Annotated in this window: 11 protein-coding genes; 8 read left to right on the top strand and 3 right to left on the bottom strand. The window is 72.0% G+C overall.

Annotation, left to right across the window (positions count from 1 at the left end):
* Positions 1-26: 26 nt before the first annotated feature.
* Positions 27-1,910, bottom strand: a complete 1,884-nt coding sequence (locus OHS58_RS38430; protein WP_328645667.1) for a DUF6541 family protein — start codon at positions 1,908-1,910, stop codon at positions 27-29.
* Positions 1,911-2,104: 194 nt separating this feature from the next.
* Between OHS58_RS38430 and OHS58_RS38435 the strand changes: the two genes are divergently transcribed.
* The 3 genes from OHS58_RS38435 to OHS58_RS38445 all read left to right on the top strand — a co-directional run bounded on the left by OHS58_RS38435 (position 2,105) and on the right by OHS58_RS38445 (position 6,000).
* A complete protein-coding gene (locus OHS58_RS38435; protein ID WP_328645668.1) occupies positions 2,105-3,769 on the top strand; it encodes a hypothetical protein in 1,665 nt (554 codons plus the stop codon).
* On the top strand, positions 3,766-5,199 hold the full coding sequence (wsfD, locus tag OHS58_RS38440; protein ID WP_328645669.1) for a glycan biosynthesis hexose transferase WsfD: 1,434 nt from the start codon (positions 3,766-3,768) through the stop codon (positions 5,197-5,199). Before OHS58_RS38435 ends, wsfD begins: the two co-directional genes overlap by 4 nt.
* 69 nt (positions 5,200-5,268) lie before the next feature.
* Positions 5,269-6,000, top strand: a complete 732-nt coding sequence (locus tag OHS58_RS38445; RefSeq protein WP_326956327.1) for a lysophospholipid acyltransferase family protein — start codon at positions 5,269-5,271, stop codon at positions 5,998-6,000.
* Between the two features lie 4 nt (positions 6,001-6,004).
* On the opposite strand, the gene OHS58_RS38450 is transcribed toward OHS58_RS38445, so the two are convergent.
* The gene (locus OHS58_RS38450) at positions 6,005-6,805 is read right to left on the bottom strand and encodes an HAD family hydrolase (protein ID WP_326951732.1); all 801 of its coding nucleotides are present in this window, start codon (positions 6,803-6,805) and stop codon (positions 6,005-6,007) included.
* Between the two features lie 96 nt (positions 6,806-6,901).
* On the opposite strand from OHS58_RS38450, the gene OHS58_RS38455 reads away from it, so the two are divergent.
* Positions 6,902-7,798: an LLM class flavin-dependent oxidoreductase gene (locus OHS58_RS38455; protein WP_326956326.1), complete on the top strand. Its 897-nt coding sequence runs from the start codon at positions 6,902-6,904 to the stop codon at positions 7,796-7,798.
* Between the two features lie 138 nt (positions 7,799-7,936).
* On the opposite strand, the gene OHS58_RS38460 is transcribed toward OHS58_RS38455, so the two are convergent.
* Complete coding sequence (locus OHS58_RS38460) at positions 7,937-9,946, bottom strand: DUF6541 family protein (protein WP_328645670.1); 2,010 nt, start codon at positions 9,944-9,946, stop codon at positions 7,937-7,939.
* Positions 9,947-10,025: 79 nt separating this feature from the next.
* Here OHS58_RS38460 and glf point away from each other — a divergent pair, with 79 nt between their 5' ends.
* The 4 genes from glf (at position 10,026) to OHS58_RS38480 (ending at position 13,673) form a co-directional block, all read left to right on the top strand.
* Positions 10,026-11,249, top strand: a complete 1,224-nt coding sequence (glf, locus tag OHS58_RS38465; protein WP_247059928.1) for a UDP-galactopyranose mutase — start codon at positions 10,026-10,028, stop codon at positions 11,247-11,249.
* Complete coding sequence (locus OHS58_RS38470; RefSeq protein ID WP_328645671.1) at positions 11,242-11,760, top strand: phosphatase PAP2 family protein; 519 nt, start codon at positions 11,242-11,244, stop codon at positions 11,758-11,760. Before glf ends, OHS58_RS38470 begins: the two co-directional genes overlap by 8 nt.
* Positions 11,757-12,749, top strand: coding sequence for a decaprenyl-phosphate phosphoribosyltransferase (locus tag OHS58_RS38475; RefSeq protein WP_328645672.1), 993 nt, complete (start codon positions 11,757-11,759; stop codon positions 12,747-12,749). The genes OHS58_RS38470 and OHS58_RS38475 overlap by 4 nt, the downstream gene beginning before the upstream one ends.
* 111 nt (positions 12,750-12,860) lie before the next feature.
* Positions 12,861-13,673 (top strand): hypothetical protein, encoded by an 813-nt coding sequence (locus OHS58_RS38480; RefSeq protein WP_328645673.1) that lies wholly within the window; start codon positions 12,861-12,863, stop codon positions 13,671-13,673.
* Positions 13,674-13,685: the final 12 nt, after the last annotated feature.

The following is a 13,685-nucleotide window of genomic DNA, read 5'->3' on the forward strand; positions in this document are numbered from 1 at the left end:
AGGCACTTATGCACCTGTGGACAACTTCAGGGCCGGAGTCGATAAATCACCGCGTCCGAGTCACGCCAGACCTCCTGCAGGAACGGCTCCCCGGCCAGCCCGGTCAGCCCCGGCTGGTACGGCTTGCCCGGCTCCGTGGACGGCTTCCCCAAGATCACCCAGCGCACGTTCAACCGCCGCACCGCCGCCCGCACCGCCGGGTCCGTCTCGTAGTCGCGGAACCGGTCGGCCAGCAGCAGGGCGTCCGACGGCGGGAGCGTCTCGTCGTAGTGCGCCGCCACCGTGCGGACGCCCGAGAGCGCGTACGTCCACGCCGTCCCGTCGAAGCGGTCGTTCATCGCCCACTCACCCGGCTTGGCCAGCTGCCCGAGCTCCTCCATCGCCGCCGCCTCGCCCGGTGTCACCCGCAGCTTCGACGGGTCCGCGGCCTGGTAGCCCGCGGCCACCCGGGCGCCGTTGGACCGGAAGTACAGGCCGTTCGACAACAGGACGAACCCCAGCAGCACCACCACCGCCACGGCGACCGCCGGTATCCGCGAGAACCGCGAAGACAGCCACGCCTGCGTCTCCGCCAAGCCGTGCGCCGCCAGGACGCACAGGGGGACCGCCGCCATCGCGAAGAACCGGTACGGGTCGTCCCACCACGGCCGCGACAGCGCCATCACCAGCGGGGCGTTCGACGACGCCACCGCCATGTACGCCAGGCCCGTCACCGCCGCCGTCAGGCCGATCCAGCGCAGCGCCCCCGCGCGGGCGAAGAACACGATGCCCAGGAACAACGCCACCGACAGCCAGATCTGCGGGTGCGGCTCCTGGTGCTGGAACCCGAGCAGCGCGCCCAGCGCCGTCGACGCGCGCCACTCGCTCGGCCAGCCGTAGTACGGCACCGCGCTGTTGGCCAGGCCCAGCGCCCCGAACAGCTGCAGCCACGCCACCAGCAGCGCCACCACCGCGATCGGCAGCAGGGCCAGCAGGTCGCGGCCGATCCGGCGCCACCCGCCGAGCCAGCGCTGGACCAGCAGCGGGCCGGCGAACAGGATCCCGCCGAACAACGTCGACGAGTGGACGCACAGCAGCCCGACCGCGGCCAGCAGCAGCACCAGCCCGGTGTCCGGCGCGACCCGCTCCAGGTACCGGCGCAGCGCGACCGCGCTCAACGGCGTCAGCGTCAGCCCCAGCGCGAACGGCAGCAGCGGGCCGCGGTCCATCGACTCGTAGACGCCCATCACCGGCGCCACCGCCGTCAGCGCGACGGCGCCGGCCAGCACCGCGCGGCCGCGGAACTCGCGCACCAGCGTCACCAGCGACAGCGCCAGCAAACCCGGCAGCAGCACGGTGTTCGCGTCCAGCACCTCCGGGATCGACGCGCCGCTCAGCCGGTACGTCACGGCCGCGAGCAGGTGGTAGGCGTTGGGGTAGAACACCGGCGCCGCGTCGCCGTACCAGTTCACGTGGCCGGTGCCGAACAGGCCGCCGTCGCCGGTGTCGGCGATGTAGCGGACGGCGTTGCCGTGGTACACCGCGTCGAACCCCTGCGGCAGCGCGCCGAGGTGCCCGAGGCCGAGCAGCGTCGCGTAACCGCCGATCACCGCCGCGAACAGCAGGCACGCCCCCACCGCGAGGTGCCCGCGCCGCGCCCACAGCCCCGGTCCGGGCTCCGGCGGCCGGCGGCGCACGGTCAGTTTCCGGACCCCGGAAGCGATCGTGACGAACACGACGGTCGACACGGCGTAGGTCAGCGGGGTGAACGACAGGCCTGCCGCCGCGGTCCACGGTCCGGTCAGCCCGCCGACGGCGTAGCTCAGCAACGGCGTCAGCCCGGCCAGGGCCCAGCCGCGCACGCCCGCCGCGTACCCGGTCAGGAGGCCCGGGACGGCGATGACGGCAATGGCAACGCAGACGGAGAGCACGCTGGAGACTAAGCCGACAACGGCCGGCCGGACAGCCCGGGGGACGGCCCTGATCAGGGCTTTTGCGCGTGATTTCGAAGGCGTCGCGGGAATCGTCGGAATTGCCACCCGATCGGGTTATATTGGCCCGGGGTTCGCCTCCCGATGCCCGATAACCTGGCGGGGCCGGCAGGGCGACGAGGTGAGGGGGCCGGGTGGTCTACGCGGTCGTGGTGGCGTGGCTGGTGCTCGCCGCGATCGTGGTGCTGACCTGGGGCCGGCTGGGCACCGACCGCGGCCTGCGCGGGGTCGTCCTCACCCTCACGCTGGGTCTCTCGCTGCTGCACCAGCTGTTGTTCGCGACCGTCACGGAAGACGCGCTCGTTTCGTTCCGGTACGCGACGAACATCGCCGACGGCAACGGCCCGGTCTTCAACCCCGGTGAACGCGTCGAGGGTTATACGAACTTCTTCTGGCTGGTGCTGATCGCCCTTCCGCGCGCCGCATTCGGCGCCGACGTGCAAACCACCGCCGTCGTGTTCGGAGTGCTCTCGGCCCTCGGTTGTGTGTTGCTTTCCTACTTCCTCGTCAACCGGGTGGTCGCGGCCGCGACGCCGGAGGGCACCGAGCCGCGGCCGGCGATCGGGGTCGCCGCCGCGGTGCTGACGGCGGCCGCCGGCGGGCTGGCCGTCTACGGGCCGTCCGGCTCCGAGGTGCCGCTGTTCGTGCTCCTCGTCCTCGCCGTCTGCTACTCGCTCGCCGCGCGCCGCCCGGTCGTGGCCGGGGTGCTCGTCGCGTTCGCGGTGATGACCAGCCCGACCGGCCTGGTGGTCGGCGTCCTCGGCGGCCTCTGGCTGGCCGGTGCCGCCGTGAAGAAGCAGCACAGCTGGTGGGCGCCCGCGGGCTACACGCTGGGCGCGCTGGTGTTCCTCATCCCCCGGCTGGCCTGGCGGCTGACGTTCTACCAGCACTACGTCCCCGCGCCGCTGGCCGCGAAACTCGGCGGCCCGTTCGGCGCGCAGGTGGCGGGCGGCTGGCCGTACCTGTCCGGGTTCGCCTTGGTGCACCAGGGTTTCCTGCTGCTCGCGCTGGTCGCCGCGGTCGCGCTGCTGCTGCGTCGCGCGGCCGGCGCCGCGCTCGAGTCCCGCGCGCTGATCTGGCTGATGTTCGCCATGACGGCGGGCCTCGCCGCCGCGGCCGTGCTGTCGGGCGGTGACGCGGGCCCGTCGTGGCGGCTGCTGGCCGCGGTGCCGCCCCTGCTCTCGGTCGGGTCCGTCGCGGCGTACGGCGTGCTGACGGCGGACGTCGACGGCAAGCCGTCACCGCGGCCGCGCGCCTGGCCCGCCGGCACCCGGCTGGTCCCGGTGACCGCCTGCGGCCTGGCCGGGATCGCCGTGCTCGTCTCGGTGTTCAGCCCCGAGATGCTCGGCCGGGTGCGTGACTGGCACACCTACGGCACCGAGCTCACCGAGATCGGCGGCTGGCTGGGCACGTACCTGCCGCCGGGGTCGGTGGTCAGCGCCGCCGCGCCCGGCGCGCTCTCGGCCCGCGGCGGGCAGCTGCTCATCGTCGACGTCCTCGGCCGCACCGACGACCACATCGCGCGGGACGGGACGCACGACGGCGGGTACGCCACGGACTACGACTACGTCGTCAACGGCCGCCGGCCGACCGTCGCCGTGCCCGCCGACGGCGGTTACGCCGAGAGCCAGCACTGCACCATCGACCCGGTCTACGCGGGCCAGTACGAGGTCGCGACGTTCCGCCGGGTCGGCACGCCGTACTGGGTCTCCGTCTACCCGCGGGTCGAGCAGGCGAAGTCCGTGGTCGACGACCTCGACAAGGATCCGGACTTCCGCTACGTACCCTGTCCTTCGTGAAACTCGACGTCCCGAAGCAGCGGCTGACCTCCGAGGCCGCGCTCGGGATCGGGGTCTTCGCGGCGTCGTTCACCCTGTTCGTGGTGCGGTTCCTGGTGCCGCGCCCGATCGCGATGTCCAACAACGGCGACGGCCTGCGCGTGCTCTGCGGCGCCGGCATCACCTGGCACGGCGGGCCCGAGCCGTTCATCCACCTCGCCTACCGCGCCCCGCCCGGCGCGGCGCCGTGCCGGCCCACCTACCTGCTGACGCAGAGCTGGCTGGCCGACCTGGCCGTCCGGCTCGGCGGCCTCTTCGGCTTCCACGCGACGCTGAGCCTGGTCGTCCTCGGCCTGCTGAGCAGCCTGATCGCCGCCGCGGCCGTCGCCGCGATCGTGCTCGGCCTGCCCTACGGCCGGCGGGCGCGCCTCGCCGTGGCGGCCGGGCTGCTGCTGGTCGTCGCCGATTCGGCGTTCTTCGGGTACTTCGCGGCGGTGCTCGGTGAAGGCGCGGCCTTCCTCGGGCTGCTGCTGATCGCCGGCGGCCTGCTGCTGACCGCACGCGAAGGCCGGTGGAGCTACGCGGGCATGGCCGTGACGCTCGCCGGTGGCGTCCTGGCGGTCAACGCCAAGGTCCAGACGCTGACCATCCTGCCGATCCTGGTGGTCGCGATCCTGCTGGTGCGCCCGGGCACGCTGCGCGGGGCCCGGCGCTGGGCGGCGGCGGTGCTGGTCATCGGCGCGCTCGGAGCCGTGACGCTCGCCGCGCAGCTGAGCGTCGAGCCCGCCGTCACCCCCGAGGGCACGCTCGCCGAGCTGCCCGGCGACGACTCGCGCGAGATCAACATGTTCAACACGATCTTCCTGAACATCGTCGACGGCCGGCACGACACCCAGGCCGACCTGGCGGACCTCGGGCTGCCGCCGTCGTTCGCGCAGTACGCGGGCAACGGCTGGTGGCACCCGCACCCGGCGCGGATCGACCCGCTCTACCCGGTCTACCGCGACCGGATGGACCGCGCGAACGTCATCGCCTACTTCGCGAGCCACCCCGGCCGGACGCTCGGGGTGCTGAACCGCGCCGCGACCGACCAGCTCACCGCGCGGCCGGACTACCTCGGCAGCTTCGACGAGTCGGCGGGCTTCGCGCCGCACGCGCAGGAGCACCGGGTGCCGGTCGTGTCGTGGCTGACCCGGCTGATCGCGCCGCTCGGGCTGTTCGCGCTGGTGCCGCTGTGGCTGCTGGTGGCGGCCCGGGCGTGGCGTCAGCGCCGGGCCGCGCTGGGCGTCGTGCTGGCGTTCCTGCTGGTCGTCTCGGTGACGCAGTTCGGCATGGCGGCGCTCGGCGACGGCATCGAAGGCGTCAAGCACCAGTCCGTCGCGCTGTTCACGCTGCTGCTGGCCCTGGTGCTCGCCGTGCCCGTCCGGCGGGCCGGCGTGCGGGCGGTGTGAGGTTCGCCCGGTTTGTGTTCTTCCCCGCTGAACCCACGGCCCCAACCTACGGTCCCGTAACCTGACGGGATGGCTGACTTCGTGTACCCGCCCGTGATCGCGGCGGCCCGGACGATGTTCCGGGTACTGGACAACCGCATCCGGATCGAGGGCGCGGAGCACATCCCGCGCACCGGCGGCGCGGTCATCGCGTGCAACCACGTGAGCTACCTGGACTTCATCTTCTGCGGCCTCGGCGCGCGCCCGGCCAAGCGGCTGACGCGGTTCATGGCGAAGCAGGAGATCTTCGACAACAAGATCGCCGGGCCGCTGATGCGCGGGATGCACCACATCCCCGTCGACCGCGCCGCCGGCATCGCCTCCTACCGCGAGGCCCTCCAGAAGCTGAAGGACGGCGAGGTCGTCGGCGTCTTCCCGGAGGCGACCATCAGCCGGTCGTTCACCGTCAAGGAGATCAAGTCGGGCGCCGTCCGGATGGCCGCGGCGGCGAACGTCCCGGTCGTGCCGATGGCGCTGTGGGGCACCCAGCGGCTGTGGACGAAGGGCCGGCCGAAGGACCTGACGCGGCGGCACGTGCCGGTCTCGATCCTCATCGGCGAGCCGATGCACCCGGCGAAGGGCGACGACTGGGACGTCGTGACGAAGGAGCTGCGCGACCGGATGAGCGCGCTCGTCGACCGCGCCCAGGCCGGCTACCCGGACCGCCCCGCGTCCGACGAGGAACGCTGGTGGCTGCCCGCCCACCTGGGCGGGACCGCGCCCACGCCGGAAGAAGCGGCCGAGCTCGACAACCGCTCCTGACGCCTCAGAACCAGCGCTCGAGGACCTGCGCGACGCCGTCGTCCCCGGCCGGCCCGGTGACCTCGTCGGCCACGCCGAGCACCGCCGGGTGGCCGTTCTCCATGGCGACGCCGTGGCCGGCCCAGCTGAGCATCTCGAGGTCGTTGGGCATGTCGCCGAAGGCGATCACCCGGTCGGCCGGGACCTCGAAGCGCGCGGCGACGTCGGCGAGGCCGGTCGCCTTGGTGATGCCGTGCGCGGCGATCTCGACCAGCCCGCCGGACGACGAGTAGGTGGCGTCGACCTCGCGGTCGAACAGCGAGTTCACGGCTTCGGCCATCTCCTCGGACGTCATGCCGCGGTGGCTGACCAGCAGCTTGATCGCCGGGTGCCCGAGCACCTCGGCGCGCGGCCCGGTGCGGCCTTCGTTGTCGCCCCACGGGTTGTGGTAGTCCGGCTCGATCACGAAGTTGCGCATGTCGTGGTCCACCGCGCCGACGGCGACGCGCTCCGAGGCCAGCCGGCAGCCGGGCAGCGCCTTGTCCAGCGCGCTCGCGATGTCGTGCAGCAGCGACGGTTCGAGCAGGCCGTGGACCTCGACGATCTCCTCGGTGCCGCAGTCGTAGAGAACGGCGCCGTTGGCGCACACCGCGTACCCGGTCAGCTCCAGCGGCCGCGCGATCGGCGCGATCCAGCGCGGCGGCCGGCCGCTGGCCAGTACGAACGGCACACCGGCCTCGATCACCCGGCGCACGGTCGCGATCGTGCGCTCGCTGAGGGCTTCGGACGGGCCGAGCAGGGTGCCGTCGACGTCGGACGCGATCAGAAGGGGTCTCTCCACCCCGTCATTGTCCCTGACACGTCCGGGTGAGGTCCCGCCCGTCCGTGAGAATGTCGGTGGTTGCCGATAGCGTCCCGCACTGTGCGAGTAGGCATCGTGATTCTCCCGGAAGATCGTTGGTGGGCCGCCGAGCCGAAGTGGCGGGCCGCCGAGGAGTACGGCTTCGACCACGCGTGGACGTACGACCACCTGGGCTGGCGCAACCTGGTCGACGGCCCGTGGTTCTCCGCGATCCCGACCCTGACCGCGGCGGCGATGGTGACCTCCCGCATCCGGCTCGGCACCTTCGTGGCGTCGCCGGTCGCACGGCACCCCGTGCCGTTCACGCGCGAGCTGACCACCCTCGACGACGTCTCCGACGGCCGGTTCGTCCTCGGCGTCGGCGCGGGTGTCGACCACCGGCACTACGACGGCGAGGTGCTCGCCGCGCCGGAGCTGACGACCAAGCAGCGCGTCGACCGCTTCACGGAGTTCGTCGAGTCGCTCGACGGGCTGCTGATGACCGACAAGTTCGACTTCGACGGCGAGTACTACAAGGCGCGCGGCGCCCGGAACCTGCCGGGCACCGTCCAGCGGCCGCGGCTGCCGTTCGTGGTCGCGGCCAACGGCCCGCGCACGATGACGCTCGCGGCCCGGTTCGGCGCGGGCTGGGTGACGACCGGCAAGGGCGGTGAGACCGTCGACGCCTGGTGGCGCGGGATCAAGGAACTGACCGAGGTCTTCGACGAGCGCTTGGACGCCGTCGGCCGGGAGCGGGCGGGCATCCAGCGCCACCTCAGCCTGGACTCGTGCCCGGTGTTCTCGCTGAGCAGCGTGGACGCGTTCCGCGACGCGGCCGGCCGCGCGGGCGAGCTGGGCTTCACCGACGTCATCTCGCACTGGCCGCGGTCGTCGTCCCCGTACGAGGGCCACGAAGCCGTGCTGGAGCAGGTGGCGAGCGACGTCCTGCCGGAGCTGCACGCTGGGCCGAACGGGTGACATCCGGGTAGCCGGGAAACCGATTGCCGTCCCTCAGGCGTCCTTCAGAGCAGACGTCAAGGATCACCCCGGGGGTGGTTGGGGGACGGGAGGCCCTCGTGGCCGCGGCACGGGGCGCCGCGGCCACGAGGGCTTTGTCTACTTGGTGATCCGGTAGATGACCGCGCCCGGGTTCCGGTAGACGACGCTCACGAAGTCCAGCCCGTCCAGCTTCTGCAGGCCCGGCGAGATCGGCGTGTCCCGGCGGATCGTGCCGCTGCCGACCAGCACGTAGTGCACGTTCAGCTGCTGCGCCACCGCGCGGACCCGGGGGTCGGTGTCGTAGTCGCGGAAGTGCGCCGCCAGGTAGACGGCGTCGGGGTTCACCGCGCCGGCGTCGTAGTGCGCGGCCACCGGGTGCACGCCGGTCAGCGCGTACATCCACGCCGTGCCGTCGAGGCGGTCGTTGAGCACCTTCTGGTCGCCGGGGATGCCCAGCGTGCCCAGCCGGTCCATCGCGTCGATCTCGTCCTGGCTGACCGGCGGGACCACCTCGCCCGGCAGGCCGTTGTAGTAGAGCAGCGACACCGTCTTGGCGTTGGCCGCGCGGTAGAACCCGCCGGTCAGCACGCCCATCGCGACCACGATCAGCACCGCCGTCGCCAGCCCGACCCGGCCGGTCAGCCACGGCCGCGCGCGCACCCAGGCGCGTCGGTCGGCGAGCTTCGCCAGCCACCGCTGGGCCTCGCTCATGCCGTGCGCCGCGATCAGGCACATCGGGATCGCCGCCAGCGCCATCAGCCGGAACCGGTCGTTCCACCACGGCCGCGAGAGCGAGATCACCCAGTCTTCGCCGCCGAAGCACGCGACGACGACGAACAGCGCCGACAGGCCCAGTGCCGAGAGCATGACCCAGCGCAGCCGCCGCAGCGCCACCAGCGTGAGCGCGCCGAACGCCAGGAACACCGTGAGCCAGATCTGCGGCACCGGCAGCACCTGCTTGAACGTCGCCAGCATGGCCAGGGCCTTCCACACCGGCATGTGCGAGCCCCACGGGTGGTACGGGTAGGACCCGGACGTGAAGGTGATCGCGCCCAGGATGTGCGGCGCGGCCAGGAGGCCCGCCCCCACCATCACCGGGATCATCTTCAGCACGTCGCCGCCCGCGACGCGCCAGGCGGCCTTGCCGTCGGGGACGCCGTCGACGCGGCGGCCGCGCAGCGCCCGGTACCAGCGCTGCACGACCAGCGGCAACGCGAACAGGATCGCGCCGAACAACGCGCTCGAGTGCGCGGCGAGCAGCCCCGCCGCGCTCAGGGCCAGCACCGCGCCGGTGTCGACGCCCGGCCGGACCACGAACCGCTGCAGCGCGACCGCGGCCAGCGGCGTCAGGACGATGCCCAGCGCGAACGGCAGCAGCCCGCTCGACACCGACTCGTACGCGCCGGTGGTGGCGCCGCCGGCGACCAGCGCGGCGCAGCCCGCGAACACCGCGCGGCCGCCGAGCTGGCGCACCAGCGCGACCATGGCCAGCGCGAACAGCCCGGCGATCGGCATCGTGACGGCGTTCAGCGTGACCGGGATCGACGTCCCGGACAGCTGGTAGACCAGCGCGCCGACCAGGTGGTAGGCGTTCGGGTAGAACGAGCCGTCGGGGTACCAGTTGAGGGTGCCCATGCCGGTCAGCGAGCCGTCGCCGGTATCGGCGATGTAGCGGATGCCGTTGGCGTGGAACACGGTGTCCCAGCGCTGGAAGACGGCGGTCGTGCCGCCGCGCCCGGACACCACCACGGCGATCGACACCGCCGTCGCGATCCCGACGCAGCCGGCGACGGCGAGGTGCGCCCGGCGGGTCCACGCCTGGTGCGGCTCCTCGGCGCCCGGCGTCATCCACCCCCGGGCCACGGCCAGCCGGCGCAGGCCGTACAGCACGGCCGCGAGCAGCAGCGTGCAGGCGACGACGCTGAGCGGGCCGTACGGCACGTGGGCGATCGCCAGCCAGGGTCCGGCCAGGCCGGTGATGGCGTAGCTGAGCAGCGGCGTGAGGCCCGCGAGGGCCCAGCCGCGCAGGCCGGCGGCCCACCCGACGACGCCGCCGGGGACCGCCAGCACGGCCACGTAGGTGGCCACGGCGGCGAAGTAGCTCCAGAAGTCCTCGGGTGCAGGCACTGCTTTCCAGGTGTGTCGTAGGCCGAAATGTGATAGTCGGGTGCGGGCCGGGATACCGACCTGCGTACCCTCGACGCCCGTGAGCGCGCACACGAACCCCGCCAAGATTACTGAAGCCGATTTCGCAGGTTACGACCTCGTCGTCGTCGGGTCCGGATTCTTCGGCCTGACCGTCGCCGAACGGGCCGCGGCCGAGCTGGGCAAGAAGGTCCTCATCCTCGAGCGGCGCAGCCACATCGGCGGCAACGCCTACTCGGAGGCCGAGCCCGAGACCGGCATCGAGGTGCACAAGTACGGTGCGCACCTGTTCCACACGTCGAACAAGCGCGTGTGGGAGTACGTGAACCGGTTCACCGAGTTCACCGGCTACCAGCACCGCGTCTTCGCCCGGGTCAAGGACCAGGTCTACTCGTTCCCGATGAACCTGGCGCTGATCAACCAGTTCTTCGGCAAGGCGCACACCCCGGACGAGGCCCGCGAGCTCATCGCCAAGCAGTCGTCCGAGTTCGAGACCGACACGGCGGAGAACCTCGAGGAGAAGGCCATCTCGCTGGTCGGCCGGCCCCTCTACGAGGCGTTCATCCGCGGGTACACCGCGAAGCAGTGGGAGAACGACCCCAAGAACCTCGGCGCGAACATCATCACGCGCCTGCCGGTCCGCTACACCTACGACAACCGGTACTTCAACGACACCTACGAGGGCCTGCCCGTCAACGGGTACACCGCGTGGCTCGAGAAGATGGCCGAGCACGAGAACATCGACATCCGGCTGAACGTCGACTACTTCGACGTCCGCGAGCACATCCCGGCGGGCACCCCGACCGTCTACACCGGGCCGCTGGACCGCTACTTCGGCTACTCGGCGGGCCGGTTCACCTGGCGCACCGTCGACTTCGAGTCCGAGGTCGCCGAGACCGGCGACTTCCAGGGCGCCCCGGTCGTCAACTACAACGACCAGGAAGTGCCCTACACCCGGATCATCGAGTTCCGGCACTTCCACCCGGAGCGGGACTACCCCAAGGACAAGACGGTCATCTTCCGCGAGTTCTCCCGCTTCGCGAAGGAAGAGGACGAGCCGTACTACCCGATCAACACCCCGGACAACCGCGAGAAGCTCGAGGCCTACCGCGAGCTGGCGAAGACCGAGGCGCGCGAGAAGAACGTCCTGTTCGGCGGCCGGCTGGGCACGTACAAGTACCTCGACATGCACATGGCCATCGGGTCGGCGCTCTCGGCGTTCGACAACAAGATCGCCCCGCACCTGACCGACGGCGCACCGCTCGACGGGTCCCTCGATGCTTGAGAAGGGCGCCCCGAAGGGCGAGGTCGCCGTCCTTTCGAAGGCGCAGGGCTTTCTGAAGAGTGACGTTTCGGTGAAAGCCGCGCGCGGCATGTCGCACTTCGGCGAGCACGCCATCGGCTGGTTCAGCCTCGGCCTGATCGGCGCCGCGGTCGACAAGAAGCGGCGCAAGGACTGGCTGATCGCGTCGGCAGGCGTCGTCGGTGCCCACGCGGCGTCGATCGCGGTGAAACGCGTGGTCAGGCGGCCGCGTCCGGACCACCCGAGCGTGGAGGTTCTGGTCGGCACGCCGAGCAAGCTGAGCTTCCCGTCGTCGCACGCGACGTCCACGACGGCGGCGGCGGTGCTCTACTCCGGATTGACCGGGCGTAACCTGGTGCCCGCCCTGGTACCGCCGATGCTCGCCTCGCGGCTCGTGCTCGGCGTTCACTATCCGACAGACGTTCTGGCCGGTGCGGCCCTCGGGGGGCTCGTCGGTGGTCTGATACGACGGAAGCTGAAGAAGAACCCATGAGCGAGACGACCGAGCAGCGCAACAGCGACGAAGCGGCCGTGACTCCTGAGGCACCGGAGAACCCGGTGGCGGAGACGGCCGAGACCTCTTCGGGGACCGCGACACGCGGCCCGTTCGGCCTGGTCGGCGGCGTGATCAAGACCGCACGTCCGCGCCAGTGGGTGAAGAACGTGCTGGTCTTCGCGGCCCCGTTCTTCGCCTTCTCGAAATCGACCGACCGCACGGGCCTGCTGCTCGACGCGATCGTCGCCTTCGTGGCCTTCTCGCTGGTGGCGAGCTCGGTCTACCTCATCAACGACGCGGTCGACGTCGAGGCCGACAAGGCGCACCCGACCAAGCGGAACCGGCCGATCGCGGCCGGGATCGTGCCGGTACCCGTCGCGTACGGGTCCGCGGTCGTGTTCTTCCTCGCCGGCCTCGGCGTCTCGTTCCTCGCCAGCTGGCAGCTGGCGGTCGTGCTGGCGGTCTACGAAGCCGTCCAGCTCGGTTACTGCTTCGGCCTCAAGCACCAGCCGGTGGTCGACCTGGCCATCGTCGGCTCGGGCTTCCTGATGCGCTCGATCGCCGGTGGCGTCGCGGGCGGCCTGGCGCTCTCGCAGTGGTTCCTGCTGGTCACGGCGTTCGGCTCGCTGTTCATGGTGGCCGGCAAGCGCTACGCGGAGATCATGCTGTTCGAGCGCACCGGGGCGAAGATCCGGTCGTCGCTGAAGAAGTACTCGGCCAGCTACCTGCGGTTCGTCTGGGCGACGTCCGCGGCGATCCTGATCATGTCCTACTGCCTGTGGGCGTTCGAGATCCGCCAGACCGAGCACAACTCGGTGTGGGCGCTGATCTCGATGGTGCCGTTCGTGGTGGCGGTGCTGCGCTACGCAGTGGACGTCGACGGCGGCATCGCGGGCGAGCCCGAGGAGATCGCGCTCAAGGACCGCGTGCTCCAGGTGCTCGGCCTGACCTGGGTGGCCACGCTGTTCCTGTCGTTCTACCTGTGAGGTCTCATGGCCGATCGACAGGTTGGCTTCAGGTTCAGCACAGCTGACGGGGTCACCCTGAGGTGGTGGGGGCGGGCAGCGCGCTCGTCCCCGTAGACCACAGGAGCGACCATGACCGACCAGCCGCGCGACCCGAACCAGGTCCCGCCGAACGCGGGCGCGGAGCAACCGGCCGCCGAACAGCCCACGGCCCAGGCCGGCGCGGCTGAGCAACCGGCCACGGCTCAGCCCGGGCAACCCGCCGCTGCGCAGCCGTCCGCCTCGCCTGCAGCCGTGCAGCCGGGAGCCGAGCAACCGACTGCCGTGCAGCCGTCCGCCGCGCAACCGGCGGCTGGGCAACCGGCCACCGGGCAGCCGTCATCCGGGCAGCCGACCATGACGCTGCCGTCCGCTGGGCCACCGTCCGCGGCGGCGCCCGGCCAGCCCGGTGCCGCGGCCCAGCCCGGCGCTGCTCCGGCGGCCGACCAGACCGCCGCCCACGGCCAGCAGGGCCCGCCCACCCCTCAGCTCAACCAGCCCGGCCCCGGGCAGGCCTACGGGGCTCCCGGCCCGGGCTACGGCGCCTGGGGCGCCCCCGCGGCGGCCGCACCACGGCAGTCCGGCGGGTTCCGCCGGTTCGTCGGGCACCGCGCCACCCAGCTCGTCGCCGTCGGGATCCTCGGGCTCCTGATCGGCGGCGGCATCGTCGGCGGGATCGCGGCGGCCACGAGCCACGGCGGCGGCCCCCGCGACGGCCGTCCGGGCATCAACCGCCAGTACTCCGGCCCCGGCGCCGGCCCGGGCATGGACGGCCGCGGCGGCTTCGGCAACCGAGGCGGCGGCAACTCCGGCAACACCAACCCGGGCAACACCGACCCCGGCAACCCCAACGGCGGCAACTCCGGCAGCACCGACGGCACGAACGGCTCCGGAGCCGGTATCTGACCCACCCCAGAG

The organism is Amycolatopsis sp. NBC_00348, from assembly GCF_036114655.1.
Classification (GTDB): domain Bacteria; phylum Actinomycetota; class Actinomycetes; order Mycobacteriales; family Pseudonocardiaceae; genus Amycolatopsis.